The 22862-nt window shown below is 71.7% G+C and carries 24 protein-coding genes and 4 pseudogenes; 15 read left to right on the forward strand and 13 right to left on the reverse strand.

Going from position 1 to position 22862, the window contains the following annotated elements; all coding sequences use genetic code 11:
- The coding region (locus tag ACFVGY_RS06035) for an aminotransferase class I/II-fold pyridoxal phosphate-dependent enzyme (RefSeq protein ID WP_385671690.1) at positions 1-745 on the reverse strand (745 nt) is incomplete at its 3' end.
- On the opposite strand from ACFVGY_RS06035, the gene ACFVGY_RS06040 reads away from it, so the two are divergent.
- From ACFVGY_RS06040 to ACFVGY_RS06060, 5 genes are all read left to right on the forward strand, one after another.
- Positions 744-1979 (forward strand): aminotransferase class V-fold PLP-dependent enzyme, encoded by a 1236-nt coding sequence (locus ACFVGY_RS06040; RefSeq protein ID WP_385671692.1) that lies wholly within the window; start codon positions 744-746, stop codon positions 1977-1979. The genes ACFVGY_RS06035 and ACFVGY_RS06040 overlap by 2 nt on opposite strands.
- A gap of 104 nt (positions 1980-2083) precedes the next feature.
- Complete coding sequence (locus ACFVGY_RS06045) at positions 2084-3343, forward strand: MFS transporter (RefSeq protein ID WP_385671695.1); 1260 nt, start codon at positions 2084-2086, stop codon at positions 3341-3343.
- Positions 3344-3536: 193 nt separating this feature from the next.
- A complete protein-coding gene (locus tag ACFVGY_RS06050; RefSeq protein WP_385671698.1) occupies positions 3537-3806 on the forward strand; it encodes a hypothetical protein in 270 nt (89 codons plus the stop codon).
- Positions 3803-4174 carry a hypothetical protein gene (locus ACFVGY_RS06055; RefSeq protein ID WP_385671701.1) on the forward strand — a complete coding sequence of 124 codons (372 nt, stop codon included), beginning with the start codon at positions 3803-3805 and terminating at the stop codon, positions 4172-4174. Before ACFVGY_RS06050 ends, ACFVGY_RS06055 begins: the two co-directional genes overlap by 4 nt.
- Positions 4171-4449 (forward strand): hypothetical protein, encoded by a 279-nt coding sequence (locus ACFVGY_RS06060; protein ID WP_385671704.1) that lies wholly within the window; start codon positions 4171-4173, stop codon positions 4447-4449. The genes ACFVGY_RS06055 and ACFVGY_RS06060 overlap by 4 nt, the downstream gene beginning before the upstream one ends.
- 145 nt (positions 4450-4594) lie before the next feature.
- Here ACFVGY_RS06060 and ACFVGY_RS06065 read toward each other — a convergent pair whose 3' ends face one another.
- Positions 4595-4999 carry a hypothetical protein gene (locus tag ACFVGY_RS06065; RefSeq protein ID WP_385671707.1) on the reverse strand — a complete coding sequence of 135 codons (405 nt, stop codon included), beginning with the start codon at positions 4997-4999 and terminating at the stop codon, positions 4595-4597.
- A 131-nt stretch (positions 5000-5130) separates the two neighbouring features.
- Complete coding sequence (locus ACFVGY_RS06070) at positions 5131-6165, reverse strand: saccharopine dehydrogenase family protein (protein ID WP_385671710.1); 1035 nt, start codon at positions 6163-6165, stop codon at positions 5131-5133.
- 149 nt (positions 6166-6314) lie between these two features.
- On the opposite strand from ACFVGY_RS06070, the gene ACFVGY_RS06075 reads away from it, so the two are divergent.
- Positions 6315-7274 carry a helix-turn-helix domain-containing protein gene (locus ACFVGY_RS06075; RefSeq protein ID WP_385671714.1) on the forward strand — a complete coding sequence of 320 codons (960 nt, stop codon included), beginning with the start codon at positions 6315-6317 and terminating at the stop codon, positions 7272-7274.
- Between the two features lie 181 nt (positions 7275-7455).
- Positions 7456-8394, forward strand: coding sequence for a DUF5829 family protein (locus tag ACFVGY_RS06080; RefSeq protein WP_385671717.1), 939 nt, complete (start codon positions 7456-7458; stop codon positions 8392-8394).
- A 124-nt stretch (positions 8395-8518) separates the two neighbouring features.
- On the opposite strand, the gene ACFVGY_RS06085 is transcribed toward ACFVGY_RS06080, so the two are convergent.
- The gene (locus ACFVGY_RS06085; protein WP_385671720.1) at positions 8519-9157 is read right to left on the reverse strand and encodes a PadR family transcriptional regulator; all 639 of its coding nucleotides are present in this window, start codon (positions 9155-9157) and stop codon (positions 8519-8521) included.
- A 163-nt stretch (positions 9158-9320) separates the two neighbouring features.
- Between ACFVGY_RS06085 and ACFVGY_RS06090 the strand changes: the two genes are divergently transcribed.
- The 4 genes from ACFVGY_RS06090 to ACFVGY_RS06105 all read left to right on the forward strand — a co-directional run bounded on the left by ACFVGY_RS06090 (position 9321) and on the right by ACFVGY_RS06105 (position 12546).
- Entirely contained in the window at positions 9321-10277 is a 957-nt protein-coding gene (locus tag ACFVGY_RS06090) for an ATP-binding cassette domain-containing protein (protein WP_385671723.1), read from the forward strand.
- Positions 10256-11080: an ABC transporter permease gene (locus ACFVGY_RS06095; RefSeq protein ID WP_385671726.1), complete on the forward strand. Its 825-nt coding sequence runs from the start codon at positions 10256-10258 to the stop codon at positions 11078-11080. Before ACFVGY_RS06090 ends, ACFVGY_RS06095 begins: the two co-directional genes overlap by 22 nt.
- 79 nt (positions 11081-11159) lie before the next feature.
- Positions 11160-11864, forward strand: coding sequence for a DUF5701 family protein (locus tag ACFVGY_RS06100; protein ID WP_385671729.1), 705 nt, complete (start codon positions 11160-11162; stop codon positions 11862-11864).
- Between the two features lie 85 nt (positions 11865-11949).
- Positions 11950-12546, forward strand: coding sequence for a dihydrofolate reductase family protein (locus tag ACFVGY_RS06105; RefSeq protein ID WP_385671732.1), 597 nt, complete (start codon positions 11950-11952; stop codon positions 12544-12546).
- 144 nt (positions 12547-12690) lie between these two features.
- Here the strand turns inward: ACFVGY_RS06105 and ACFVGY_RS06110 are convergent, their stop codons facing one another.
- The 3 genes and pseudogenes from ACFVGY_RS06110 to ACFVGY_RS06120 form a co-directional block, all read right to left on the reverse strand.
- On the reverse strand, positions 12691-13041 hold the full coding sequence (locus ACFVGY_RS06110; RefSeq protein ID WP_385671734.1) for an STAS domain-containing protein: 351 nt from the start codon (positions 13039-13041) through the stop codon (positions 12691-12693).
- Between the two features lie 261 nt (positions 13042-13302).
- Positions 13303-13614 carry a hypothetical protein gene (locus tag ACFVGY_RS06115; protein WP_385671737.1) on the reverse strand — a complete coding sequence of 104 codons (312 nt, stop codon included), beginning with the start codon at positions 13612-13614 and terminating at the stop codon, positions 13303-13305.
- A gap of 68 nt (positions 13615-13682) precedes the next feature.
- Positions 13683-14154, reverse strand: a pseudogene (locus ACFVGY_RS06120) (FAD-linked oxidase C-terminal domain-containing protein); the annotation flags it as partial.
- On the opposite strand from ACFVGY_RS06120, the pseudogene ACFVGY_RS06125 reads away from it, so the two are divergent.
- From ACFVGY_RS06125 to ACFVGY_RS06135, 3 genes and pseudogenes are all read left to right on the forward strand, one after another.
- A pseudogene (locus ACFVGY_RS06125) lies at positions 14056-14829 on the forward strand (molecular chaperone Hsp90); the annotation flags it as partial. The pseudogenes ACFVGY_RS06120 and ACFVGY_RS06125 overlap by 99 nt on opposite strands.
- A 96-nt stretch (positions 14830-14925) precedes the next feature.
- Complete coding sequence (locus ACFVGY_RS06130; protein WP_385671740.1) at positions 14926-15330, forward strand: hypothetical protein; 405 nt, start codon at positions 14926-14928, stop codon at positions 15328-15330.
- Positions 15323-17107 (forward strand): caspase domain-containing protein, encoded by a 1785-nt coding sequence (locus tag ACFVGY_RS06135; protein WP_385671743.1) that lies wholly within the window; start codon positions 15323-15325, stop codon positions 17105-17107. The genes ACFVGY_RS06130 and ACFVGY_RS06135 overlap by 8 nt, the downstream gene beginning before the upstream one ends.
- On the opposite strand, the pseudogene ACFVGY_RS06140 reads toward ACFVGY_RS06135, so the two are convergent.
- Both ACFVGY_RS06140 and ACFVGY_RS06145 read right to left on the reverse strand, forming a co-directional pair.
- Positions 17070-18390: pseudogene (locus tag ACFVGY_RS06140) on the reverse strand (hypothetical protein); the annotation flags it as partial. The gene ACFVGY_RS06135 and the pseudogene ACFVGY_RS06140 sit on opposite strands and share 38 nt — an antisense overlap.
- Positions 18354-18551, reverse strand: a complete 198-nt coding sequence (locus ACFVGY_RS06145; protein ID WP_385671745.1) for a hypothetical protein — start codon at positions 18549-18551, stop codon at positions 18354-18356. The pseudogene ACFVGY_RS06140 and the gene ACFVGY_RS06145, both read right to left, overlap by 37 nt.
- A 169-nt stretch (positions 18552-18720) precedes the next feature.
- On the opposite strand from ACFVGY_RS06145, the gene ACFVGY_RS06150 reads away from it, so the two are divergent.
- Entirely contained in the window at positions 18721-19347 is a 627-nt protein-coding gene (locus ACFVGY_RS06150; protein WP_385671747.1) for a hypothetical protein, read from the forward strand.
- Between the two features lie 9 nt (positions 19348-19356).
- Here the strand turns inward: ACFVGY_RS06150 and ACFVGY_RS06155 are convergent.
- The 4 genes and pseudogenes from ACFVGY_RS06155 to ACFVGY_RS06170 all read right to left on the reverse strand — a co-directional run bounded on the left by ACFVGY_RS06155 (position 19357) and on the right by ACFVGY_RS06170 (position 22781).
- Positions 19357-20151 (reverse strand): annotated as a pseudogene (locus ACFVGY_RS06155) (IS5 family transposase).
- Positions 20152-20198: 47 nt separating this feature from the next.
- Positions 20199-20795 (reverse strand): hypothetical protein, encoded by a 597-nt coding sequence (locus ACFVGY_RS06160; RefSeq protein ID WP_385671750.1) that lies wholly within the window; start codon positions 20793-20795, stop codon positions 20199-20201.
- On the reverse strand, positions 20792-21076 hold the full coding sequence (locus tag ACFVGY_RS06165; protein WP_385671753.1) for a hypothetical protein: 285 nt from the start codon (positions 21074-21076) through the stop codon (positions 20792-20794). The genes ACFVGY_RS06160 and ACFVGY_RS06165 overlap by 4 nt, the downstream gene beginning before the upstream one ends.
- 97 nt (positions 21077-21173) lie before the next feature.
- Positions 21174-22781 (reverse strand): serine/threonine-protein kinase, encoded by a 1608-nt coding sequence (locus ACFVGY_RS06170; protein ID WP_385671756.1) that lies wholly within the window; start codon positions 22779-22781, stop codon positions 21174-21176.
- Positions 22782-22862: the final 81 nt, after the last annotated feature.

Raw genomic sequence — 22862 nt, forward strand, 5'->3', positions numbered from 1 at the left:
TGGGCGGGGCGCGGATCCCGCGCCCCGCGGCCCCCACTGTGGGGGGGCGCGCGCGCTCCGGCGCGCCGGCGGCGCCCGCCCCCCCCGCGGGCGCCCCCCCCCCGGGGCGCAGGCCGGCCGCCCGGGCGGCGGCGAGGGCGCCCGGGTACGTGGGCGACTCGACGAGCACCGGGCTGCCGGGGGCGGCCAGCGCGCGGAACAGCATCGACAGCGCACCCTGGCCGCCGCCGGTGACCAGAACGTCCTCGGGGTTGACGCCGCTCCCCGCCTGCCGGGCGAAGATCGCCCGCAGCGGGGCGAGGCCGGCGACGGGGGCGCGGTGCCAGGCGTCCGGGCGGCGCGCGGCGCGGGCCAGCGCGGCGCTGAGCTCGCGGGCGGGCTGGAGGCTCTCGTGCAGGTAGCCGCCGGAGAGCGCGATCGTGCCGGGCGGTGGTTCCTCCGCGGGGCCGTTCGTGGCGCCGGGGTCGAAGGCGCGGCCGGCCAGCGCCACCGTCTGCCAGGACGTGTCCGCCGGGCCCTCCTGCGGCCCGGGGCGTCGGGCGGCGACGTACGTGCCGCTGCCGGGGCGGGTGACGACCATGCCCTCGGCGGCCAGCAGGGCGATCGCGCGGGAGACCGTGACCGGGCCGACGCCGTGACGGGAGATCAGTTCCCGGCTGCTGGGCAGCCGGTCGCCCGGTTCGAGGGCGGCGATCTCCGCCCGCAGGATGGCCGTCAGCACCTCAGTACTGCTACTGTCAGACATGAGAATACAGAATAGCGCTTTCGACGCGTCGGCAGAACCGCTCCTTGATCTCGCCGCCCTGCGGGCCGATACCCCCGGCTGCGAATCGGTGATCCACTTCAACAACGCCGGCTGCGGGCTCATCGCCCGACCGGTGCTCCAGGCGATGCTCGACCACCTCCACCTGGAGGCCGAGATCGGCGGCTACGAGGCCTCCGCCGCCCGCGCCGCCGAGATCGCCGACTTCCACGCCTCGATCGGCGAACTGGTCGGCGCCCGCGCGCGGAACATCGCCTTCGCCGGCAGCGCCACCCACGCCTACACCAAGGCCCTCTCGGCGATCGACTTCCGGCCGGGCGACGTCGTGCTGACGACGCGGAACGACTTCATCTCCAACCAGATCGCCTTCCTCGCCCTGCGCCGCCGCCACGGCGTGCGGATCGTGCACGCCCCCGACCACCCGGACGGCAGCGGCGTCGACGTCCAGGCGATGGCCCGCCTGATGCGCACCCACCGCCCCCGCCTGGTCGCCGCCACGCACGTCCCGACCAACTCCGGCCTCGTCCAGCCGGTCGCCGAGATCGGCAGGCACTGCCGCGAACTCGACCTGCTCTACCTCGTCGACGCCTGCCAGTCCGTCGGCCAGTACCCGATCGACGTCGAGGAGATCGGCTGCGACCTGCTCACCGCCACCTGCCGCAAGTTCCTGCGCGGACCACGCGGCTCCGGCTTCCTGTACGTCTCCGACCGGCTGCTGGACGCCGGGTACGAGCCGCTGTTCATCGACATGTACGGCGCCCGCTGGACAGCCCCCGGCGCCTACCGCCCGGTCGACACCGCCGCCCGTTTCGAGGAGTGGGAGTTCCCGTACGCCACCGTGCTGGGCTGCGCCGCCGCCGTCCGCTACGCCCTGCGGGTCGGCCTGGAGCCGGTTTCGCGGCGCACCCCGGCGCTCGCCGCCCGGCTGCGCGGGCAGCTCGCCGAGCTGGCGGGCGTACGGACGCTGGACGGGGGTCCGGCGCCCGCCGCCCTGGTCACCTTCGCGGTGGAGGGCTGGCAGCCGCAGCCCTTCAAGGCGGCCATGGACGCACGCGGCATCAACTCCGCCTTGAGTTTCCGGGAGTTCGCGCAGTTCGACTTCGGGGACAAGGAGGTGGACTGGTGCCTGCGGCTGTCGCCGCACTACTACAACACCGAGGGCGAGGTCGACGCGGTCGCCGCGGCGGTCGCCGAGCTGGTGCGGAGCCCCCGGTGAGCCCAGGGAGCCCGGCCCCGGCCGGCCCCGCGACCGCTGCCCCGGCCCCGGCCCCGTCGGAGACGCACCGGCCACACGGGAGCCTCTGGCACAACGGCGACTTCATGAAGTTCTGGTTCGGCGAGACGGTGTCGCTGCTCGGGACCCAGGTCACCAACCTGGCCCTGCCGCTGACCGCCATCGGCGCCTTCGGCGCCACCGACGAGCAGGTCGGGCTGCTGCGGTTCCTCCAGCTCGTCCCGTACCTCGGGCTGGCCCTGCTGATCGGGGTCTGGACCGACCGGGTGCGGCGCCGGCCGGTGATGCTGGGCGCCAATGCCGTCCGGCTGGTGCTGATCGGGTCGGTGCCGCTGCTGTACTGGTGGGGCGTCCTCGACCTGACGATCCTGCTGGTGATCGCCTGCGCCGTGGGCGTCGCGTCGGTGGTGTTCGACGTCAGCTGGATGTCGTACGTGCCGACGGTCGTCCGCACACCCGAGCACTACGTCGAGGCGAGCGCCAAGATGGGCACCAGCTCCTCCGCCGCCGACGTGGCCGGGCCGGGCCTCGCGGGCGTCCTCGTTTCCGCCGTCACCGCACCGGTCGCACTCGTCGTGGACGCCTGCTCGTACGCCGCCTCCGTCCTGTCGCTGCTGCTGATCCGTACGCGCGAACCCCGCCCGAAGCCGGCCGCCGAACGGCACCTGCTGCGCGAACTCCGGGACGGGCTCGGGTGGGTGATGGGCAACAGCGTGCTGCGGGCGCTCGCGCTCGTCGGATTCTGCTGCAACTTCTCCATGATCACGACGTGGACGATGTTCCTGCTCTACGGCACGAACGACCTCCGCCTGGACTCGTCCACCCTCGGCGCCGTCCTCGCCACGGCATCGGTGGGCGGGCTGATCGGCTCGCTGGTCTCCCGCCGGGTCATCGCCCGCTTCCCCCTCGGCCGGGTGTACCTGGTCGCGCAGTCGGCCCTGCTGCTCGGCCCGACCCTCATCGTGCTGGCCGGCGGGCCGAGGCCGCTGATGCTGGCGATGTTCGTACTGTCCTTCTTCACGACGTACCTGGGCCTGGGCGTGGCGGGGGTGATCATCGTGAGCCTCCGCCAGACGCTGACCCCGCAGTCGATGACGGGCCGGATGACGGCGGCGTTCCGGACGCTGCTGTTCGGCGGCGGCGCGCTCGGGGGACTCGCGGCCGGCCTGCTGGCGGGCCGCCTCGGCGCCCACGGTGCGCTGGTGGTGGCGGCAACCGCCTCGGCCGCCGTCGTCCTCGGGCTGCTCGTCTCACCGGTCAGCCGCCTGAAGGCACTTCCGGAGGCTCGTGCCGAGGCTCCTGCCGAGGCCACGGCCACGGCTCCTGCCGAGGCAGCCGGGGGGTGACGGTCTCCCGCCGCCGGCCAGGTGCGCCGGTCGAACCACGGGCTCGGGCGGCGGTGTGAAGGTTTAGGGAGCACCTCTGCGGGTGCTTGCCAGGACATCAACCTCGCCGACACGGAACCTTGGATCGCAGTTCGCCCCAGCCTGATTTCAAGTCCGGGTGGAAGTCAAGGATGGAGGAGGAGAGACTGGTGGCATGACCGATCCGGCCCGTACGCGCGCGCCTCAGGCTTTGCTCAGTGAAGCCCAGAAGAACGACCTCGACCGCGCCCTGAAGGTGCTGGAGAGCGCTGTGCGCGCCGTGGAAGAAGCCCGCAGTGCACTGAACGCGACCGCCGTACGTGTCGCCGAGGAGTGCGGCCGGGGCGGAGCCTCGGCCGTCGCCCGGCACGCTGGATGGTCCGCCCAATACGTTTCCACGCTCGCCGTCGCCTACCGAGCCCGGGAGAAGAGCGCAGCAGCATGAGCCACCCCGCCCCCCGTATGCCCGACGTCCCCCAGCCCCCGGTGCAGGCCGAGGCGATCCGGGCCGTCCTGGCCCACATCGCTCCGCATCTGCTGCCCGACTTCGACCGGGACCGGGCCGCCAGCACCGAACGCGCCCGTACTGAGGTCTCCGCCATCCCGCTGCGCGCGTTCACCGAGGCCTGGGCCGTCGAGGTGGCCATCGTCCGGCACCCTGAGACCGCCGAGCGCCTCCACGACCTCCAAGTACGGGTCGAGCAGGTGACCGATCTGGACGAGGCGCGCAAGCTCGCAGCCGAGATCAGCCGGATCCGTCGCGAGGCCGCCGCCGAGGCCGGCATCCCCACCGCAGGCCCGGCTGCCTGGTGAGCGACGACCTGTGGGTGTGGGAGTACGCCTTCCACGCCGAGGACGAGATCGGCTACCCCAAGCAGGTCCGCGACGAGGTCAGAGCCATCGCCGACCAGATCACCGAACTCGCCAACCTCGGCATCGACCCCACCGGGCTCGGCTCGCGCACCACCGGAACCGCCCAACGGCACGCACTCCCCTCCGGAGGATGGTTCGAGACCCAGTGCATGCCCCGCAGCAGACCCCGCCTCATCGCCGTCGTCCTCGTCATCCCCCCACCACACCTGCTGTAGGGCAGACCGGACGAGAGCAGCCCCGGGCCGGGGGGCGGGCCCGCGGGAACCACGGCGCCGGCGGCTGACCAGGGCTGGCCGCGGCCCGGCACCCACCGTCACCAGAACATGCGGAACTGAGACAGCGTCACCCCTCACCCGGCGGCTACTGCCCGGCAGCGGGACGCAGCAGCACGCGCGGGGACAGCGCCCGAACAAGGGCCAGGGTGCTGAGGGCGAACATCACCACGCCCAGGGGGACGTGGAACGATGGCAGGTGGGCGATGCCCAGCACGACCTGTGCCGAGGCGAGGAGGAGGAAGCCGGTGGCGTACAGGACGGGGCGGGGTGATCCACCGCCTGGGCGCCAGGCCAGGATCGCGGCCAGCACGTACAGCATCGACGCGCCGTACATCACGCGCGATCCGACGTGGTGCACCTCCCCGGCGAGGGGCGAGGTCAGCAGCATGCCCGCGGTGACGGACTGGAAGAAGAGGGTCAGGGTCTGCAGCGCTGTCGCGGTCTTGAGGAAGGTGCCGCCGCCCGGTGCGGTCGTGGTTCGTCTGGTCATGGTGTGGTCCCCTCGTCGTGATGGGGCAGTGGACGGGTGATGTCCGAGCCATGACGGGCCTGAGCTCGGCGCGCTCGGCCCCGGCGCCATCGCCTGACGGCTGTCAGGCGTCAGGCGTCAGGCGTCAGGCGTCAGGCGTCAGCGTTGACGGTGACGTGGGGCGCGAGGGCGGCGAGGAAGTCGGGGGCGTCGAAGATGCGGCCGGCGGAGGCGACACCGGTGGTGCGGATCCGTCCGGTCAGGACACGGTCGAGGGCTTCGACCACCAGGGGCGCGGTGACGGCGTAGATGTCGCGGCCTTCGGCGACGGCGCGACGCTCGACGCTGCCGGAGCGGACGATCACGTCGACCAGGAAGGTCTGGTCGGAGCGGCCGAACTCGTCGGTGGCAGCGGGAGTGGGGGTGTCGGACGAGGCGATGTCCCGGGCGGCGTCGACGGCCATGTGGGTGTGGACGTCACGGATCGACAGGTGGTCGGTGACGGTGACGACGTCGGCCATGGTGAACTCGGTGACGACCGGGCGAGGGCCCATCGGGGCGGGGAAGGGCCATTCGGCGGTGGGCGGGCTGTCGGTGCGGCGCTGCCAGGTGCCGCCGCTGTAGCGCAGGCGGGCCTCGCCGCGCCGTTCGCGGGAGACGGCGCCGGACAGGCGGGTTCCGGCGGTGGGGTGCCAGTCGCTCAGGCCGTAGGCGATGTGGGCTTCGTCGGCGTGGGTCCAGTCCCCCATCGCGGCCGTGACCAGAAGGTCGCCCAAGCCCCCGAAGAACGCCATCGCCGGAACGACGATCGCCTCCTCTTCGCGGGCCCGGTCGGCGTAGTGGGCGAAGGTGTCGAGGTTGGCCTCGAGTTCGGCGGCCACGTCCAGGTACGGGATCCCGGCCCGCAGGGCCGCCTCGATCACCGGGCCGGTCGTCGAGGCGAAGGGGCCAGCGCAGTTGATCACCGCAGCCGTTCCGTCCAGCGCCCGGTCGAGCGCGGCTGCGTCGTCGACCGGAGCCGGGCGGAACCCGTGCCCGGTCGCGTCTGCCAGGGCGGTCAGCTTCGCGGTGTCGCGGCCGGCGAGGACCGGCACGTACCCGCGGGCTGCCAGCTCGGCCACCACGAACCTTCCCGTGTGGCCGTACGCGCCGTAGACCGTCACCGTGTTGTGCGCCGTGTCGTTCACGAAACCGCTCCCCTGCCTCGTACGTGCTGTGCGATCCGGCTCCGCCGTCTTCTCCCGGCGGGCCGGCTCGCTGTGACGGGCCCCATCCTGGCCGGGGCCGCTCCACCCCCACCAGTGTCCGGAACGACACGGCGCGTACACTTCCCGACATGCGAAGCGTCGCGTTGGCCGTCACCGACGGAATGCTCCATTTCGAGTTGTCCCTGGCCTGCGAGGTCTTCGGCTCGGACCTGACCCATCTGGTGGATCCCTGGTACCGGTTCTCGGTGTGCGGGTCGGGACCGGTGGTCGTGGACAGGTTCCGGCTGGAGCCGGACGAAGGACTCGACGGGCTGGCGCGCGCCGACACCGTGATCGTGCCGGGCTGGGCCGACGTCGACCGCGACCCGCCGGCCGAACTCGTCGACGCGGTACGCGCCGCCCACGAGGCGGGGGCACGCGTCGTGTCCCTGTGCACGGGCGCGTTCGTCCTGGCCGCCGCCGGTCTCCTCGACGGCCTGCGCGCCACCACGCACTGGGCCCACACCGGCGAACTGGCCCGCCGCCACCCCGGCGTCACCGTCGACCCCGACGTCCTGTACGTCGACAACGGCAGTGTCCTGACCTCCGCGGGGAAGGCCGCAGCGATGGACCTGTGCCTCCACCTGGTCCGACTGGACCACGGGACCGCGATCGCCAACACCATCGCCCGCCGGCTGGTCGTCCCTCCCCACCGCGACGGCGGCCAGGCCCAGTTCGTCCGTACGCCCGTTCCCGCCCCGGGCAATCATCCCCTGGCCGAGCTCCTCCCCTGGATCCTGGCCCGCCTCGACGAACCCCTCACCGTCGAGGACCTCGCCCGGCAAGCCCGCATGAGTTCCCGCCACCTGACCCGGCACTTCAAGACCGTCACCGGCACCACCCCGCTGCAATGGCTCCACACCCAACGCATCCGCCACGCACAGGAACTCCTGGAAGGCTCCGACGCCACCATCGACGCCATCGCCACCACCACGGGAATGGGCACCGCCACCACACTCCGCCGGCACTTCAACCGCACCGTCGGCGTTCCGCCCGACACCTACCGCCGCACCTTCCGCACCCAGGAACGCACCGGGGCCACCGTGTGACCGCGGCCCTCGCCGTCGAACCGACGACCGCAACCGGGCGCGCCGGCGGACGAGGGGCTGCGGACGGCGGGCGATCAGTGCAGGCCCGGCGTGTTGACCGCGGCTCCTCCACTCACCCCGGATGCGCCCTGCGCCGTTTAATGGGCGGTGGATGCGCGCCGCGCGGCCTACGATCGCCCGCATGTCGCTTCGTCGTGTAGTGCACGTGTTATTGGCCCTCGCCGTGGCACTGACCGGGTTGGTCGGCGGTGCCGCAGGAACCGCTTCGGCGCAGGAGGAGAGGTCGCCGGCAGGACGTCAACTGCTGTTCTACAACCACGCCTACGGGGTGCTCGACCGGGAAACCGCCGACGCCGTCGAGCACTCCGCCTACTTGCGGACCTTCGCCAACTTCCAGGTCCGCACCACGACCGGCTCGGGCGGCGAGACCTGGACCGGCCGGTACCTGATGGGACGCGAAACCTACCTGGAGCTGTTCGGGGTGGGCGACGTCCCGGGCCAGGACGGGACGCTCGGGGCCGGCGGGATGGGGGTGTCCGCCGAGCGGTCCGGCGACCTCGCCACGGTCACCGCGCGCCTGCGCGACCAGGGCGTGCCGAACCCGGTCACCTTCCGCCAGACCCGCGACTTCGGCGACGGGCTGCCGGTCCCGTGGTTCGACGCCGTCTTCACGACCGGCCAGTACGACGCCTTCGGCGCCTGGGGCATGGAGTACCTGCCGGAGTACTTCGCCGACCCGCGCGGCAACACCGAGCCGGCCTCCTGTCCGGGTGACGTCGGCCGCGAGCGGTACCTGTCCGACGGTTACCGCGACCACCTGATGAGGGACGTGACCTCGATCCGCCTCGGGGTCACCGCACGCGACCTGGCCAACACGGTGCCCCTGCTCAGGGCGGGCGGCTTCACCGTGCGGGAGCTCTCCGACGGCAGCGTCGTGGCACGGGGCGGCGGTACGACCATCCGCCTGGACACGGTCGCACGCGAGCAGGCCGGACTGCGGCAGGTCGAGATGTCCCTCAACCACCCCGTGCTCCACCGCCACGAGGAACGCATCGGCCAGTCGACCCTCGTGGTCGGCCCGGGCGACCGTGCCGTGTGGACCTTCGGGGCCACCCGGTAGCGCACGGGTCTCGTCGCGAGGGCCGATCCGGCCACCTCAACCGTCACCCGCAGGTACGGGGACCGGGCCGGATCGGCCCTCCCCCGTGTAAGGGGGAGCTTCGCCGAGCACTCCTAGCGGTTCACTAGCGAAGGTCCTCGGGGTGGGGTCCCGTGGCGTACGGGTTCGGTTCGCCCTCCGCGAGCACTCCCACGAAGGGCTCGCCCTCCCCCGCGAAGGTGTACGCACCGCCCTCAATCCGCCCGATCAGGCCGTGGGTCCATTCCGCTTCGCTGTCGGCCGAGTGCACCCACATGTTCATGATTTCGCCGATGTGCCCGAGTTGTTCGGGCCCGTTCTCCGGCGTGTAGTACTCGGTGACCGAGGTTCGCCACTGCTCAAGTCCCTTGAGCCTGTCCTTGAGGAGCGCGACGGCCTCGTCCCGCGGCAGGTCGACGATGAATCCGATGCCGGCTGAGAGCACGTCCATCTTCTGGTCGTACGAGGTCAGCGCCTGGCGGAGCAGTGTGAGGTACTCCTCGGTGCCCTGGTCGGTGATCTCGTACTCGACACGGGGCGGACCGCCGACGGTGCTCGGCGCGACGTCGTGGGCCATGAGGAGGCCTTCCTTCGCCATCTGCTTGAGCGCGTGGTAGATCGAGCCCGGCTTGGCGTTGGACCATTCGTGGGCGCCCCAGAATTCCAGGTCGTTGCGCACCTGGTAGCCGTGCGCTCGTCCGTGCTGGCGGACCGCGCCGAGGACCAGCAGCCGGATCGCTGACATGGGTGTCTCCCTTCAAGACAACTTTGACTAGCCTAGTGCTATCCAAGTTTGACTAGATGCGCGGGCGGGCACACCTTGCCATGTAATCAAGTTTGACTAATGAGTCCGGGTGCCCTACCTTGGAGCCGGCTAGTCAAGTTTGACCATAGGGAGGGAGGGCGTTTTGTCCGACTACGATCCGGCGATCGTCGTCGAGGGCCTGCGGAAGAAGTACGGGCACAAGCAGGCCCTCGACGGCCTCGATCTCACCGTCCGAGCGGGGACCGTCCAGGGGATCCTCGGGCCCAACGGAGCCGGTAAGACCACGGCCGTACGCATCATGTCCACGCTGCTGCGTCCCGAGGAGGGTCGGGTCGAGGTGGCGGGAGTCGACGTGAGGACCCGGCCCGACGAGGTGCGCTCACGGATCGGGCTGCTCGGCCAGAACGCCGCCGTGGACGAGGAGCTCAGCGGTCGCCAGAACCTGGAGATGTTCGGCCGGCTCCACCGTCTCGGCGCGCGCCGCGCCGCAGCCCGGGCCGACGAGCTCCTGGCCCGGTTCGGGCTCGCGGACACCGGCAGCAAGGCCGTCAAGCAGTACAGCGGCGGTATGCGGCGGCGGCTCGACCTCGCGGCGTCCCTCATCTCCCAGCCGCACGTGCTCTTCCTGGACGAGCCCACGACCGGACTCGACCCCCGCGGCCGCACGGAGGTCTGGAACGCGGTGCGCTCACTCGTGGAAGGCGGCACGACCGTCCTGCTGACCACCCAGTACCTGGAGGAGGCCGACCAACTGGCCGACCGGATCGCAGTGATCGACCACGGGAGGGTCATCGCGGAGGGCACGGCGGACGAGCTGAAGACCACGACGGGTGGCGACCGCATCGACGTGGTCCTGCACGACACGGCCCAGCTGGCGCGCGCAGCCTCCCTCCTGCCCGGCGAGCCGGTGGTGGACGAGGACCGGCGGATGGTCAGCGCCTCGGTCACCGACCGCATGTCAGCCCTGACCGAGACCGTGCGAGCACTGGAAGCGGCCGGCATCGAGGCGCAGGACATCGCGGTGCGCCGACCGACGCTCGACGAAGTCTTCATACACCTGACGAAGGAGGACAGCGCATGGGTGCGACGCTCGGCGTGAGCACGACGCACGGCACGGGTTCGCGGCTGAGCTGGGCGGCCTCCGACTCATGGACGATGACCAGGCGCGAGCTGGCGCACTGGGCGCGCCAGCCCGCCCAGGTGGTCGTCGGGTTGGTCTTCCCGGTGATGATGCTGCTGATGTTCAGCTACCTGATCGGCGGCGGACGGGGCGTCGACGGGGACTTCAAGGCCTACCTGGTCCCCGGCATGCTCACCATGACCATGGCCTTCGGCCTTGAGGCGACGATGCTCTCGGTCACCCAGGACCTCGGCAAGGGAGTCATCGACCGGTTCCGCTCGATGCCGATGAACTCCGGCGCGGTCCTGGTCGGCCGGAGCGTCGCCGACATGCTGCAGTCGGCGGTCGGCCTGACCGTGATGATCGCGGTCGGATACGCGATCGGCTGGCGCTGGCACAACGGATTCGCCTCCTTCCTCGGCGCGGTGGGACTGCTGTTGCTGCTGCGGTTCGCGATGCTGTGGATCGGCATCCACCTGGCGCTGGTGGCGGGCAAACCGGAACTGGTACAAGCGGTACAGATCCTGGTCTGGCCGGTCAGCTTCCTCTCCAACGCCATCGCCGCGCCCGGATCGATGCCTCCCTGGCTGGGCGCGATCGTGGAGTGGAACCCGCTGTCGGCGACGGCCACCGCGGTGCGCGGCCTCTTCGGCAACCCGGGCGCGGACGGAGGCTCGTGGGCCGCGACCCACGCGGAACTGCTCGCGGTGACCTGGCCGGTGGCCCTGATCGCGGCGTTCCTCCCGCTGGCGGTCAAGCGGTTCCGGGACCTGAGCCGCTAGCGAACCCCGTCCAACCCCGGATTCGGCTCGCCCCCAACCGTCCACTGCTTCGATCACGCCCCGAGGGAGTACCGTACCCATGCCCGAAACCCGTTCCGGTGACGCTGTGACTCCGCTTCCGTCACTCGCCGCCCAGGCCGAGCGCCTGATCGAGCTCGGTGTGCCCGAGCTCGCCGGGATGTCCGCCGCCGAATTCCGGGCGTTCGCGGCCGACAGCGGCAGCGATGACGACGAGGTACTGCTCGCCGTCCACCCGGACCGGGCACCCGCCTCCGCCCTCGCGCCGCTGCTCCGCCACGGCGGCAAGCCCGGCTTCGTCGTCGACGACATGACCGACGTCGACCAGTTCGCGCCGCACGGCGTCGAGTTGCCCGACGCGCCCCTCTACCTCGTCACCGGCCCCGACCGCGGCGACCACATGGCCAACTGGAGCCCGGACGAGGCCCTCCCCGCCCTCACCGGGGAGGGCCGCACCCCGCTCGTGCTCACCGAGGGCATCCACTGGCTGCTCCAGCAGCCCGCCGTGCTGGAGCGCAACCACTGCTTCATGACCATCGGCTCGCGGCTCCGCAAGGCCAACGGTGCGCTGGACGCCCGCACCCCGGCGATCTGGATCAGCAACGGTTCGGGACGGGACGGCCGTGAGCGACGCAACGCACCCAAGGTCGGCTGGTGCTGGTGGCACAACCGCCACACCTGGCTCGGCTTCGCCTCTGCCACGGGCCGCCGCCCCCAGCCTGCGAGCACCCCGGCGTTCAGCGACGCCCAAAGGGTGTCACCGTAGCCGGGGCGATGGTCGCATCGCTCGCGCGGACGCCGCGGCGGACCTTGACGCTTCCCCCACTCTGTTGGTGAAAGGCTTCCCTTCCTTGCGCAAACTCACCTACTTCGCCGCCGCAACCCTGGACGGCTTCATCGCCGGGCCGGACGGCGCGGACCCCACCGGACCGAACGGCTTTTGGCCCGTACCTGCGGACTACGTCGAGCACCTCGTCGCCGAATACCCGGAAACCCTGCCGCACCAAGCCAGGCAGGCCCTGTCGGTCACGGCCCCGGGCACGCACTTCGACACCGTGCTCGAAGGCCGACGCAGCTACGGGATCGGCCTGGCAGCCGGTACCACCGACGCCTTCCCCCACCTGCGCCACCTCGTCTTCTCACGGACCCTGGCCGAGAGCCCCGACCCGGCCGTCCAGATCGTCGCCAGCGACCCGTCGGCCACCGTCCGCGAACTCAAAAGGCAGGAAGGCAAAGGCATCTGGCTCATCGGCGGAGCGGAGCTGGCAGGCGCCCTGTACGCCGAGATCGACACACTGATCCTCAAACTCGCCCCGCTGACGATCGGCAACGGGATCCCCCTGTTCTCCCGCAACGCGGCCTTCGACCCGACCGCCTGGGCCCTCACCGACCACGCAGCCCTCCGGAGCGGCGCCATGTTCCTCACCTACACGCGCGTCACCGGTTGAGTACGTCCGGCGGGCCGGGCCGGGCCGGTCCGGTCCGGGCCGAACCGCTCCACCCGCTCAGCCGCGGGAGGGGCGACGCGGGCCCGGGCGCGCCCGCCAAGGAGGAAGGCAGCCCGGGGAAGCCCTCGTGGAGAGGGCCCTCCCTCAGAACGGGGGCGCGGGTTCGATGGTGAACAGGTGCTTGGTGCCGGTGAATTCCAGCAGCCGCAGGAACTGTTCCCGGGGGGCGGCCAGGTAGAGGTTCTGGCCGGTTGCGGCGACCGCCGTCCGGGCGTCCAGCAGGACGTTCAGACCCGAGGAATCGCAGAAGGACAAGTGCTGCAGATCGACCACCACGTCGCTCAGGCGCGGCTCGCCGGCCAGAGCCTCGAACAGTGCCTGACGGAAGGCCTGAGCGCGGGCGATGTCCATCTCGCCGTACGGGCGGACCACGGCCCTGTCGCCGCGGGCGTCGACCTCGATGCCCGGGCTGTCCTTCCCGCTGCGGCTGTGCACGTGGTGGTCCTCTCTCTGACCCTTCCAGCGTAGGCACAGGGGGTGGGGGCGCGACCAGTGCCACACCGGCCGCCCCCCCTGCGGTGCCAGCTCGCGCTTGTGGGGGGGTGCGGGACTACCGACGAGCCGCTTGACCAGGCTTTATGTGGTGCCGGGGAGGTGGACGAGGATGGGCTGGCCGCGTGGGCGTGGAGTGGACGTCCGGCTGGGAGGTCAGGCGGCGGCCCCAGCACTCCGGGGTTCGTCGGGAGTGCTGCTGCGCTATTCGAACGCGCGGCTGCCTCTGGCGTCGTACGTGTCCGAGACCTCGGAGTGATCGCGCCGCGCGCGCCTCCAGCTCCAGAGGGCGTGGCCCGCGAGTGCCAGAGCGACGATGACCGCTGCGGCGCGAATCGCATGCCACGTCACTGCGACCACCGGGCCTTGGCCGTGCGCCTCGACAGCGAGCCGCATGGAGGTCTCGCAGAAAGCAATCAGCGGAACGATCAGCCGGAACGGGAGGCCGCCAAAGCCGGGCATTCGCGCCAGATTGCCCAGAAATCCGACAGGCGCACCCAGGACGAAAGCAGCCATTCCCCAGAAGAATATTCCGGAGGAGATCCCGTTCATCGAACCAGATACTGACCCGCCGGATACCTCCAGGCGTCTGCCACCTCCGCCGAGCGCCAGCCGTCCGTGACGACCTCACCCGCGAGCATTTCGTGCAGCAGCCGGGCCCGGCCCCGCGTGGAGTGCCGTTCCTCGCGGGTGACCCGGTACGACGGACATCACCCCCGGCCCGCCGACAGCCGTCGTACGGCACGAGGCCACGCCCACGCAGCGCGCCACCTCCCGGGCGAGGGGCTGCGCCATCGGCAGCACGGCGAAGCGCAGGTTCTCGTCCAGCCGGGCTGGCGGGACCGCGCAGTCCTCCCACCCGGGCCACGCCTCGCCCCCGCCGGGGGTCCTGGTCGCGGTCCCGGCGGCGTCCTCGCGGATGCGCCACAGGGCCCGCTGCCGGGCCGGGTCGGTGACTGGTGGCTGCGCGACCACCCGGTCCTGGACGGCCGCCGCCCGGCCGGCCTGCGCGCGGCCGGCGGGGACCCGCTGCTCGAAGGCCTCTACACCTCCGCCGCCGTCACCGGCTTCGAGGACGAGCAGGTGCTGCGGGCCCTGGGCGTACGCTCGTCCGTGGCGGCCCTGCTGGACGAGCCGGGCGGGGCGGCCGAGCTGCTGGGCCGGCTGGCCGACCCGGACCGCGAGGTCACCGGCCGCCAGCTGCACGCCCTGTACGGGGCGCTGGCCGACCTCGACCCCGATCAGGTCACCCTGCCCGACGAGCTGCGCGCGGTGGTGGGGGGCGAGGTGGTGGTCGTGGACGCGGCGGACGCGGTGGTCGCGGACGCCCCCGACCTGCTGCCGCTGACGGCCGGCCTGCCCCTCCTGCCGGTCGCCCCGGCCCGGGCGGCGGACCTCGCCGATCTGCTCCAGGTGCGGCGCCTGTCGGAGACGGTCCCGGCGGAGGTGACCACGCCGGGCGAGGAGCACGAGGTCCCGGAGGCGGTCCGGGTACTGCTGGGCCCGGCGGCCCCGGCGACGTACGTCGAGCACGAGGAGCTGATCGCGGGCGGGGTCGAACTGGACTGGCGCCGCACCCCCGACGGCACGCTCCACGCGGCGACCCTGGAAGGCGTCGCGGCGGGCCTGGCCTGGTCGGCGGGCCAATGGCCCCGCCGCTTCGAGGTCGCCGCCCTCCTGGAGGACCCGTCCCGCACGGCGGAACTGGCCAGCGACCGCTGGTTCGACTGACCTCCCGAACCGACTGGTCCCCTCCCCGAAACGATGCAGAATGGAAGGGAGGGGCAGTCCGGCAGCAGGTACGACGACGCTGCGGAGCGATGACCCATGGCCGAACGGTTGCGCATCGAGGTCCAGCGGTCCGATGAGGACATCGAATCGCTGACGCAGGACGTGGACGTCCTCCGCCGGGACCTGCTGGAACTGGACGTCGACAGCGTCGAGCGCGCCGAGGGGGGACCCGCGCCCCCCGGCAGCCGGGCGGGGAACCTGGAGCTGGCGAACGTACTGCTGGTCACGCTGCCCCCGGCCATCAACCTGCTGAAGGAAGTCGTATCCGTCGTCGGCGACTGGCGAAAACGTGGCTCCAGTCCTTCGGACATCACCCTGAAGATCGGTGACCACCGCCTGAGCCTGACCGACGTGGACGACGCCGAGCAGCGCAGGCTGATCGATGCGTGGCTGCGCGCCGCCTCCGCCGGCGACGGCGCACCGGAGGTGAAGGGTGACTGAGTCGCGCAGGAAGGCGCTCGTCGTCGTCACCAGCAGCTACGGCGACAGCAAGCTCACCGCGCTGCGGGCCCCGCCGCAGGACGCCGTGGCCCTCGCCGAGGTCCTCGGCGACCCCGCCGTCGGCGGTTTCGACGTGGAGAAGCTCTCGGACCCGAGCTGTCAGAAACTCCGCGAGGAGGTCGAGGATTTCTTCGCCGACCGCTCCTCGGACCACACTCTCCTGCTGCACTTCTCCTGCCACGGGGTGAAGGACGAAGCCGGCACGCTCTTCCTCGCGACCACTGACACCCGGTGCGACCGCCTCCGTTCGACTGCCGTACCGGCGGAATACGTGAGCAGTCTGATGCTGGCGAGCAAGGCACGACGCGCGGTCGTCATCCTCGACTGCTGCTACGCCGGGGCGTTCGACCGGGGGCTGGGGCTGCTGACGCGGGCCGATCCGGATCCGCACGTGGGCGAGAGCTTCCGGAACCTCCAGCGAATCAGCGATACGAGCCAGCGCGGGCGGGCGGTGCTGGCCGCATGCGGCGCGGTCGAGACCGCGATCGACGGCCACCACGACGAGGCCGCGGAAGGGCTGCAGCCGTCCTTCTTCACCCGCTCGGTGGTGAAGGGGCTGCGCAGCGGCAACGCCGATCTGGACGGCAACGGCGAGGTCGGCGTGTCCGAGCTTCACCAATACGTGTGCGACGAGGTACGCGAACTGACGCCCCACCAGACCCCTCGGCTGTGGGTCTTCGGCGCCCATGGCCGCGACCTCCCCATCGCCCGCGCCCCGGCACGGCGGACCGAGTCCACGCAGCTCCCACCGAAGGTGGTCACCCGTGTCCAGTCGGACGACCCCGAAAGCCGGTATTGGATCATTGATGACCTCGAATCGATGGCGCAGGGCGACGACATCGGGCTGGCCCTCACGGCCGTGACGACGCTGGACGAGCTGCTCCGGGACGACAGCCGCCGCGTGGCGGCCAGAGCCGAAAGGGCCAGGCGTTCGGCGGGACCCCGCGTCGCTCCGAGGATGCTGGATCTCGGAGCAGTGCCCCTGAACTCGCTCGGACCAGTGGCCGTGATCACCGTGGAAGGTCCACCCGTGGCGCGCTTCCGCCTCGAAGTGACGACAGATGCCTCCTGGCTGAAGGCAGAGCCCATGCCCGACGAGCGCGGGGTCAAGGTGAAGGCGGCCGGGCTTCCCGGGCAGGGACATCACCAGGGCACGGTGACGGTCCGCACCGCCACGGGGATGGCAGCGGTCCAGGTCGTGGTCGAGGTCGGGACCCGGGCGGGCAAGGGCCGAACCCTGGTGGCCGAGATTCCCCCGTCGCGTCCCATGCCGTACTGGCCTTTCTCATGGGCGGCGGCGCTCTTGGCGGCAGCTTTCGTGACTCTTCTGACGTCCGGCCCGGACATGGGGTTCTACCTCTGGGACGCCTTCTACCAGGGGGTTTCGGGCGTGCTGGTCTGGCCGGGGCTGCTGCTGAGCATGGTCGTGAACACGGTGCTGGCCGTACGGGCGTGGCGCGGCGCCGCGGTTCTTCGACGCCGCTCGGTGTTCTGGAGCTGTGCAAGCCTGACGGCTCTGAACGTGCTGGGAACGGTCATGGCTTACTCTGCGTACTTCGCCCTCAACTACGGATTCGAAATCGACTACGCCAGGACCGCCGTGGCCGTACTGTTCCTCACCTGCGCCTGCGTCGCGGAGCTCCTCGGATGCCTCGTCCTCTGGAGGGCCGGGCGGGCCGTCACGCCGGGAAGCGCCGGTTCACCCAGCGGAAGGTGAGTTCGATCAGGGTGGCCGCCGCGGCCGCGATGCCCACCGCCGCCCAGGGCATCGTCGTGCCCTCCAGCTTGAGCTCGAAGAAGCGCTGGAAGGCCGGGACCGCCAGGACCACCAGGAAGGTCAGGGCCATCGTGGCGACCAGGGCCACGCGCCACCAGGTGTAGGGGCGGGCGATGATCGCCAGGACCCACGTCGAGGTCAGGAACAGGGTCAGCGTCGCCGCGCTGGTCTCGGCCTGGAGGGCGCCCTCGCCCGCGTAGTGGGCGCGGGCGATCAGGTACGTCGTGAAGGTCGCCACCGCCGCGACCGCCCCGCCCGGGATCGCGTACCGCATGACCCGCTTCACGAAGTGCGGCCTGGCCCGTTCCTTGTTGGGTGCGAGGGCCAGGAAGAAGGCCGGGACGCCGATCGTGAGGGTGGAGAGCAGGGTCAGGTGGCGGGGCAGGAAGGGGTACTCCACCTGCGAGCAGACCACCAGGACGGCGAGCAGGACGGAGTAGACCGTCTTGGCTCGCCGGGCAGCCGGCGGGCATCGACGGTGTTCTCGGCGCCCGGCAGGCCGAGCTTGCCGGCCACGGCCGACACCGAGACCGCGTTGTCGCCGGAGATGACCTTGGCGTGGACGTTCTGCTCGTCGAAGTAGCGCAGGGTGTCGGCCGCGTCGGGCCGCAGCCGCTGCTCCAGGACGACCAGCGCGGCGGGCCGGGCAGCCCCGGTGGCGACGGCGGCGTCGTCCAGCTCGCGTACCGCCCGGGCCAGGAGCAGGACGCGCAGGCCCTGCTCGTTGAGGCCGTCGACTCCGCCAGGGCCGGGTCACCGGCCGGCAGCAGGACGTCGGGGGCGCCCAGCAGCCAGACGGAGTTCCCGCCGTTGCCCTCGCTGAAACTGGCCCCGCTGTACTTACGGGCGGAGGAGAAGGGCAGCGACTCGGTGCAGCGCCACTCCTCGCTGTCGGGGTAGGCCTCGATGATCGCCTGGAGGCTGGCGTTGGGGCGGGGGTCGGACTCGCCGAGCGCGCCGAGCACCTTCTTCACGTGGTCCGGGTCGGCTCCGCCCAGCGGGCGCAGCTCGGTCACGTCCATGCCGCCCTCGGTATGAAGGGTGCCGGTCTTGTCGAGGCAGACGACGTCGACGCGGGCCAGGCCCTCGATCGCGGGCAGCTCCTGCAGCAGGCACTGCTTGCGGCCGAGCCGGATCACGCCGATGGCGAAGGCGACGGAGGTCAGCAGTACCAGGCCCTCGGGGATCATCGGGACGATGCCGCCGACGGTACGGGCGATGGAATGTGGCTGGCGGCCTGGTAGGTGAGGAATACGCCGCTGGTCTTGTCCCGGGAGGTGGGCAGGAGCGCCTGCCCCTCGGAGATGAGTTGGTGGGCCTGCCGGGTTTCACCAAGGTCGAGAAGAGCTTGGCCGGAATCGACGGCGAGGTCGGCTTGGGACATCCACGCACACCAGGCGGGCAGAGGGCGTCCGGTAGCCGCTCCAAGATGGTGCTCTGCCGCCTCCAGCGCGCGTAGGACCGGCCGCTTGTCGCCTTGGGTGGCGAGGGTCCGCGCAAGGCGGAGGTGGAGGAGGGACCGGGCGGCTGGGTGTTCGGTGCGGGGTGAGGGCGTGTTGGAGAAGGCTGGCGGCGGTGGTGTGGTCTTTGCGCCAAGCGGCCTGGTAAGCAAGGTCGCCGAGCATGGCGGCGCCGAGGTCGGGGTCGCCTCTGGCGTGGGCGCTGTGGAGGCCGGCGATCCAGAGCTTGCCCGCGGCGGTGTGGTGTCCGTGGTCGAAGCGGTGCCAGGCGACGGTCTGGGCCAGCGAGGCGGCCAGTGTGTGGAGGCGCAGGCCAGTGGCGCGGTCGTAGCGGCCGTTGGCGATCAAGTTGGTAACGGTTCCCAAATGGGCGTCGAGCAGGGCAGTGACGTGCTGTCGCTGTTCGGTGACGAGGCCGTTGAGCTGGCGGATGGTGTCTTCGAGCACGGTGACGGTGTCGTCGCCGACGAGTTTGCCGCCTTCCAGCTGCGCGGCGAACGCGGATCCTCCACCGACGGCCCAGGCGGCGGCCAGGGCTGTGAGTGCGGTGCCGGAGATGGTGAGGAAGGCGCGGCGTTCCAGGTGTTCCATGGCGGTACTGAGGGCCTCTCGCAGGGCGGTGACGGTGCGGGATGGTCCGAGGGGGACGACTCCTCCGTCGCTGCCGGGCAGCCAGTTCGGCCAGTCGTCGTGATCGACGAGCTGGGCGGGCAGTTCTAAGACGTCATCTCATTTGGCGAGTCTGCGGTAGCAGATGAGGGTGCAGGCGATGCTGGTGAAGGCGAGGAAGTGTTCGGCTTTGCGTTCGTAGCGTCGGTGGAGTCGGCGACAGCCGGCGAGCCAAGCCATGGTGCGTTCGATGGTCCAGCGGTGGCGGCCCAGCCGCTGCGATGACTCGATGCCCTTGCGGGCGATGCGGTGTGTGATGCCGCGTTCGCGTCACCATGTCCGCAGGTGGGCGTAGTCGTAGCCTGTGTCGGCGTGGAGCTTGGCGGGCTTGCGCCGTCGGCGCCCGCGGCGGGAGCGGATGGGCGGTATCCCGCGAACGAGGGGCTCGAGAGCCTGGCTGTCGTGCAGGTTCGCGCCCGAGATTCCGACGGAGAGGGGCAGACCAGCCCGCTCCGTGATCAAGTGGATCTTCGATCCGAACTTGCCCCGGTCCACAGGATTCGGACCTGTCCCCCTTTTCAGGGCCCGCATGTTCACCGAGTCGATCGCGCAGCGGGACCAGTCCAGCTCGCCGCGGGCGCCGAGCTCGTCGAGGACCAGGCGGTGCAGCTTGGCCCACACCCTGGCCTTCGTCCACTCGGAGAAGCGCCGGTGGGCTGTCGCCCCCGACGGCCCGAACGATGCCGCGGGCAGCTGCTGCCAGGTACAGCCCGAGGTGGCGACGAACACGATCGCAGCGAGTACCTCCCGGTCACCATGCCGACGCCGGCCACCGCCCTGAGGCCGCGACGGCGCCTCCGGCACCACCCGCTGGAACAGTGCCCACAGCTCATCCGGCACCAGCCGCTCAACAATCCCCGCCACGACCGACAGCCTACACAGCACGCCAAATGAGATGCGTCTTAGGCGCCGGGGTCGACGGGTCGCTTGTAGTACCGCCAGGGGAACCATCCCGCGCCGACCGGAATCCATCCTTCCGATTCCATCCGTCGGTGTCGCGCGACAGAGGGGAGCGTGACCCGGCAGTGCTCCCAGGGGTGACCGGACGCCTCCACCTCGTGGAAGAACGGGCCGTAGCCGACCATGTGCCAGCCGTCGCGGCCGGCCTCCTCCAGGGCGGCCATCTCGTTGAACGCGGTCAACCCGCTGAGGGTGCGGCGCTTCGGGGCGTTCGGTCCCGCGGCCAGCGGTGCCGACGGACCCGCCCCCGCGCGCGCCTTGCCCGCGAAGCGCTGTTGGGCGGCCTGACGGCTCACGCCCAGGACGCGACCCACCGTGTCCCAGCTGTGGCCGGCGGCCCTGGCACCCTGGACCGCCTCGCGCAGCAGTCGACTCGCCTCCTCGGCACCGACCCGCGAGGCGTCCACCAGGCGCAGGTACCCGTGGGCGTCGTGTTCGAGCGAGTCGGCCAGCCCCTCGGGGGCACCGAGGACGGCTGCGGCGATTCCTTCCCGGATCCGATCCATCTCCGCCGGGTGGAGCAGGGGTTCGTCGTTCATCGGCGCAGTCCGGCAAGGGGCTCCAGGGCGTCGAGGACGGCCTCGTCGCGGCGCGCCTGCTCGGCGGAGTTGCGGGCCGCCGCCCGGGCGGCCAGGCCGGCCGTGCAGGCGATGAGTGCGAGGCCCCCGACGATCAGGGCGACGGTGACGAAGGTGCCGAACCGGTCGCCGAACGTCACCGTCACGGCCGGCAGACTCACAGCGAGCGGCAGCACAGCGGCCATCGAGGTGGTGGCGGGAAAGACGTCCCGGTGCCGGTCCTTCGAGTTCAAGATCAACATGCGTCAAGGAAACCTTGACGCGGCCGACTTGTCAAGAATTCCTTGACGCCTGCGTCGCGCACCGCCACGGCGCGACCTGGCCGCGCCGGCCGGGGGATCAGCCGGTGCAGGTGATGGAGAAGGGGACCGGGTTGGAGGTGGTGCGGATGGGGCTCTGGAGTTCCACGGCCATCCCGGTGGTCAGGGTGCCGGTCTTCGCCCAGGTCGTCAGGCGCACGGTGTCGTGCCCGGTGGGGTTGGCCTTGTCCCCGATCGACATGGTGCGCCAGTGCGGGTCCACCACCGAGCCGTCGCCGGACACCCAGCGGTAGGAGATCAGCGTCGGCTCGGGCGCGGTGAACGTCGCGGTGAACGCGGGCGCCCGCCCCTCGGGGGTCGGGCAGGTGCCGGTGTAGGTCGTGTTCGCGCCTGCCACCGACACCCGTACGCCCGTACCGGGGCCGGTGTCCTCGTCGTCGCGGGTGACGGCGTAGACCACTGCGGCGGCGGTCAGGACGCAGGCGGCCGCGCCAGCCGCGACGAGGGTCGTCGTACGGCGCTTGCGGGGCGGGGCGGCGGGCGCGGTGTGCGTGGCGGGCGCGGCGGGCGCGGTGTGCGTGGCGGGCGCCGCAGGCGCGGCAGGTGCGGCGGGTGTGAGCGGGGCCGGTTCCGCGGGCCGCGCGGCCGGCGCCGCCGCCGCGGTGGCGGGTTCCGCGGGCGGCGGCAGGACGCGGGCGGCGGTCGTGGTGGCGTCCGGCTCGTGGGCGATGTCCCGCAGGGCCGCCGCGACTTCGGCGGCGGACGTCCGCTCGGCGGGTTCCTTGCGGAGCAGTCCGGCGATGACCGGGGCGAGCGGGCCGGCCCGGACCGGCGCCGGCGGTTCCTCGTCCACCACGGCCCGCAGGGTGCTCAGCGCCGTGTCCTGGCGGAACGGGGAGATCCCCTCCACGGCCGCGTACAGCATCACGCCGAGGGACCACAGGTCCGACTCGGGGCCCGAGGGGCGGCCCAACGCCCGCTCCGGCGGCAGGTACTCGGGGGAGCCGACCACCTCGCCGGTCATGGTCAGGGCGGTGCTGCCCTCGACCGTGGCGATACCGAAGTCGCTGAGGACCACCCGCCCGTCCTCGGCGAGCAGCACGTTCGCCGGCTTCACGTCCCGGTGCTCCACGCCGACGGCGTGGGCGGCGCACAGCGCGCTCAGCACCTCGGCGCCGATGTGCGCGGCGTGCCGCGGGGTGAGCGGCCCCTCGACCCGCAGCAGATCGGCCAGCGACTGCCCTCGGACCAGCTCCATCACGATCCAGGGCCGGTCGTCCGCCATGACCACGTCGTGGACCGTGACCACGTTGCGGTCGGGTATCCGGGCCGCCGCCCACGCCTCGCGCTCCAGCCGGCTGTACATCCGCGCGATGTCGTCGGCCCGCCGGCCGGCCGGGGCCCGTACTTCCTTGACCGCGACCTCCCGGTGGAGGGTCTCGTCGCGCGCCCGCCACACGGTGCCCATACCGCCTTCGCCGAGCCGGGACAGCAGTCGGTAGCGGCCCGCGATCAACCGCTCCCCGCCCGCCGCCCCCGGTGCGGCCGCGGTGGTGGCCGCGGTGGTGGCCGCGGTCGTGTCGACGGTGGCGGCCGTGTCCGTGCCCGGTGCGGTCGCCGCGCTGGTGGCCGCACCGGTGGCCGCGAGCGCGGTCTCCGTCACCGTCTCGGATTCCTCGTTGTGCATGGCGGCGGTCTCCCTCTGATCGTCGGCCGACGCACACATCACGTGCAGAGCGGACGCCCGGTTCAAGAGTGCGCGGAACAT

The organism is Streptomyces sp. NPDC127106, assembly GCF_042677605.1.
In the GTDB taxonomy this organism is placed as follows: domain Bacteria; phylum Actinomycetota; class Actinomycetes; order Streptomycetales; family Streptomycetaceae; genus Streptomyces.

What these genes read in the sequence shown, in the direction of transcription:
- ACFVGY_RS06040 (WP_385671692.1), top strand. Translation starts at nt 744, where the DNA reads ATGAGAATACAGAATAGCGCTTTCGACGCGTCGGCAGAACCGCTCCTT.
- ACFVGY_RS06045 (WP_385671695.1), top strand. Translation starts at nt 2,084, where the DNA reads ATGAAGTTCTGGTTCGGCGAGACGGTGTCGCTGCTCGGGACCCAGGTC.
- ACFVGY_RS06050 (WP_385671698.1), top strand. Translation starts at nt 3,537, where the DNA reads ATGACCGATCCGGCCCGTACGCGCGCGCCTCAGGCTTTGCTCAGTGAA.
- ACFVGY_RS06055 (WP_385671701.1), top strand. Translation starts at nt 3,803, where the DNA reads ATGAGCCACCCCGCCCCCCGTATGCCCGACGTCCCCCAGCCCCCGGTG.
- ACFVGY_RS06065 (WP_385671707.1), bottom strand. Translation starts at nt 4,999, where the DNA reads ATGACCAGACGAACCACGACCGCACCGGGCGGCGGCACCTTCCTCAAG.
- ACFVGY_RS06075 (WP_385671714.1), top strand. Translation starts at nt 6,315, where the DNA reads ATGCGAAGCGTCGCGTTGGCCGTCACCGACGGAATGCTCCATTTCGAG.
- ACFVGY_RS06080 (WP_385671717.1), top strand. Translation starts at nt 7,456, where the DNA reads ATGTCGCTTCGTCGTGTAGTGCACGTGTTATTGGCCCTCGCCGTGGCA.
- ACFVGY_RS06085 (WP_385671720.1), bottom strand. Translation starts at nt 9,157, where the DNA reads ATGTCAGCGATCCGGCTGCTGGTCCTCGGCGCGGTCCGCCAGCACGGA.
- ACFVGY_RS06095 (WP_385671726.1), top strand. Translation starts at nt 10,256, where the DNA reads ATGGGTGCGACGCTCGGCGTGAGCACGACGCACGGCACGGGTTCGCGG.
- ACFVGY_RS06100 (WP_385671729.1), top strand. Translation starts at nt 11,160, where the DNA reads ATGCCCGAAACCCGTTCCGGTGACGCTGTGACTCCGCTTCCGTCACTC.
- ACFVGY_RS06115 (WP_385671737.1), bottom strand. Translation starts at nt 13,614, where the DNA reads ATGGCTGCTTTCGTCCTGGGTGCGCCTGTCGGATTTCTGGGCAATCTG.
- ACFVGY_RS06130 (WP_385671740.1), top strand. Translation starts at nt 14,926, where the DNA reads ATGGCCGAACGGTTGCGCATCGAGGTCCAGCGGTCCGATGAGGACATC.
- ACFVGY_RS06145 (WP_385671745.1), bottom strand. Translation starts at nt 18,551, where the DNA reads ATGTCCCAAGCCGACCTCGCCGTCGATTCCGGCCAAGCTCTTCTCGAC.
- ACFVGY_RS06160 (WP_385671750.1), bottom strand. Translation starts at nt 20,795, where the DNA reads ATGAACGACGAACCCCTGCTCCACCCGGCGGAGATGGATCGGATCCGG.
- ACFVGY_RS06165 (WP_385671753.1), bottom strand. Translation starts at nt 21,076, where the DNA reads ATGTTGATCTTGAACTCGAAGGACCGGCACCGGGACGTCTTTCCCGCC.
- ACFVGY_RS06170 (WP_385671756.1), bottom strand. Translation starts at nt 22,781, where the DNA reads ATGCACAACGAGGAATCCGAGACGGTGACGGAGACCGCGCTCGCGGCC.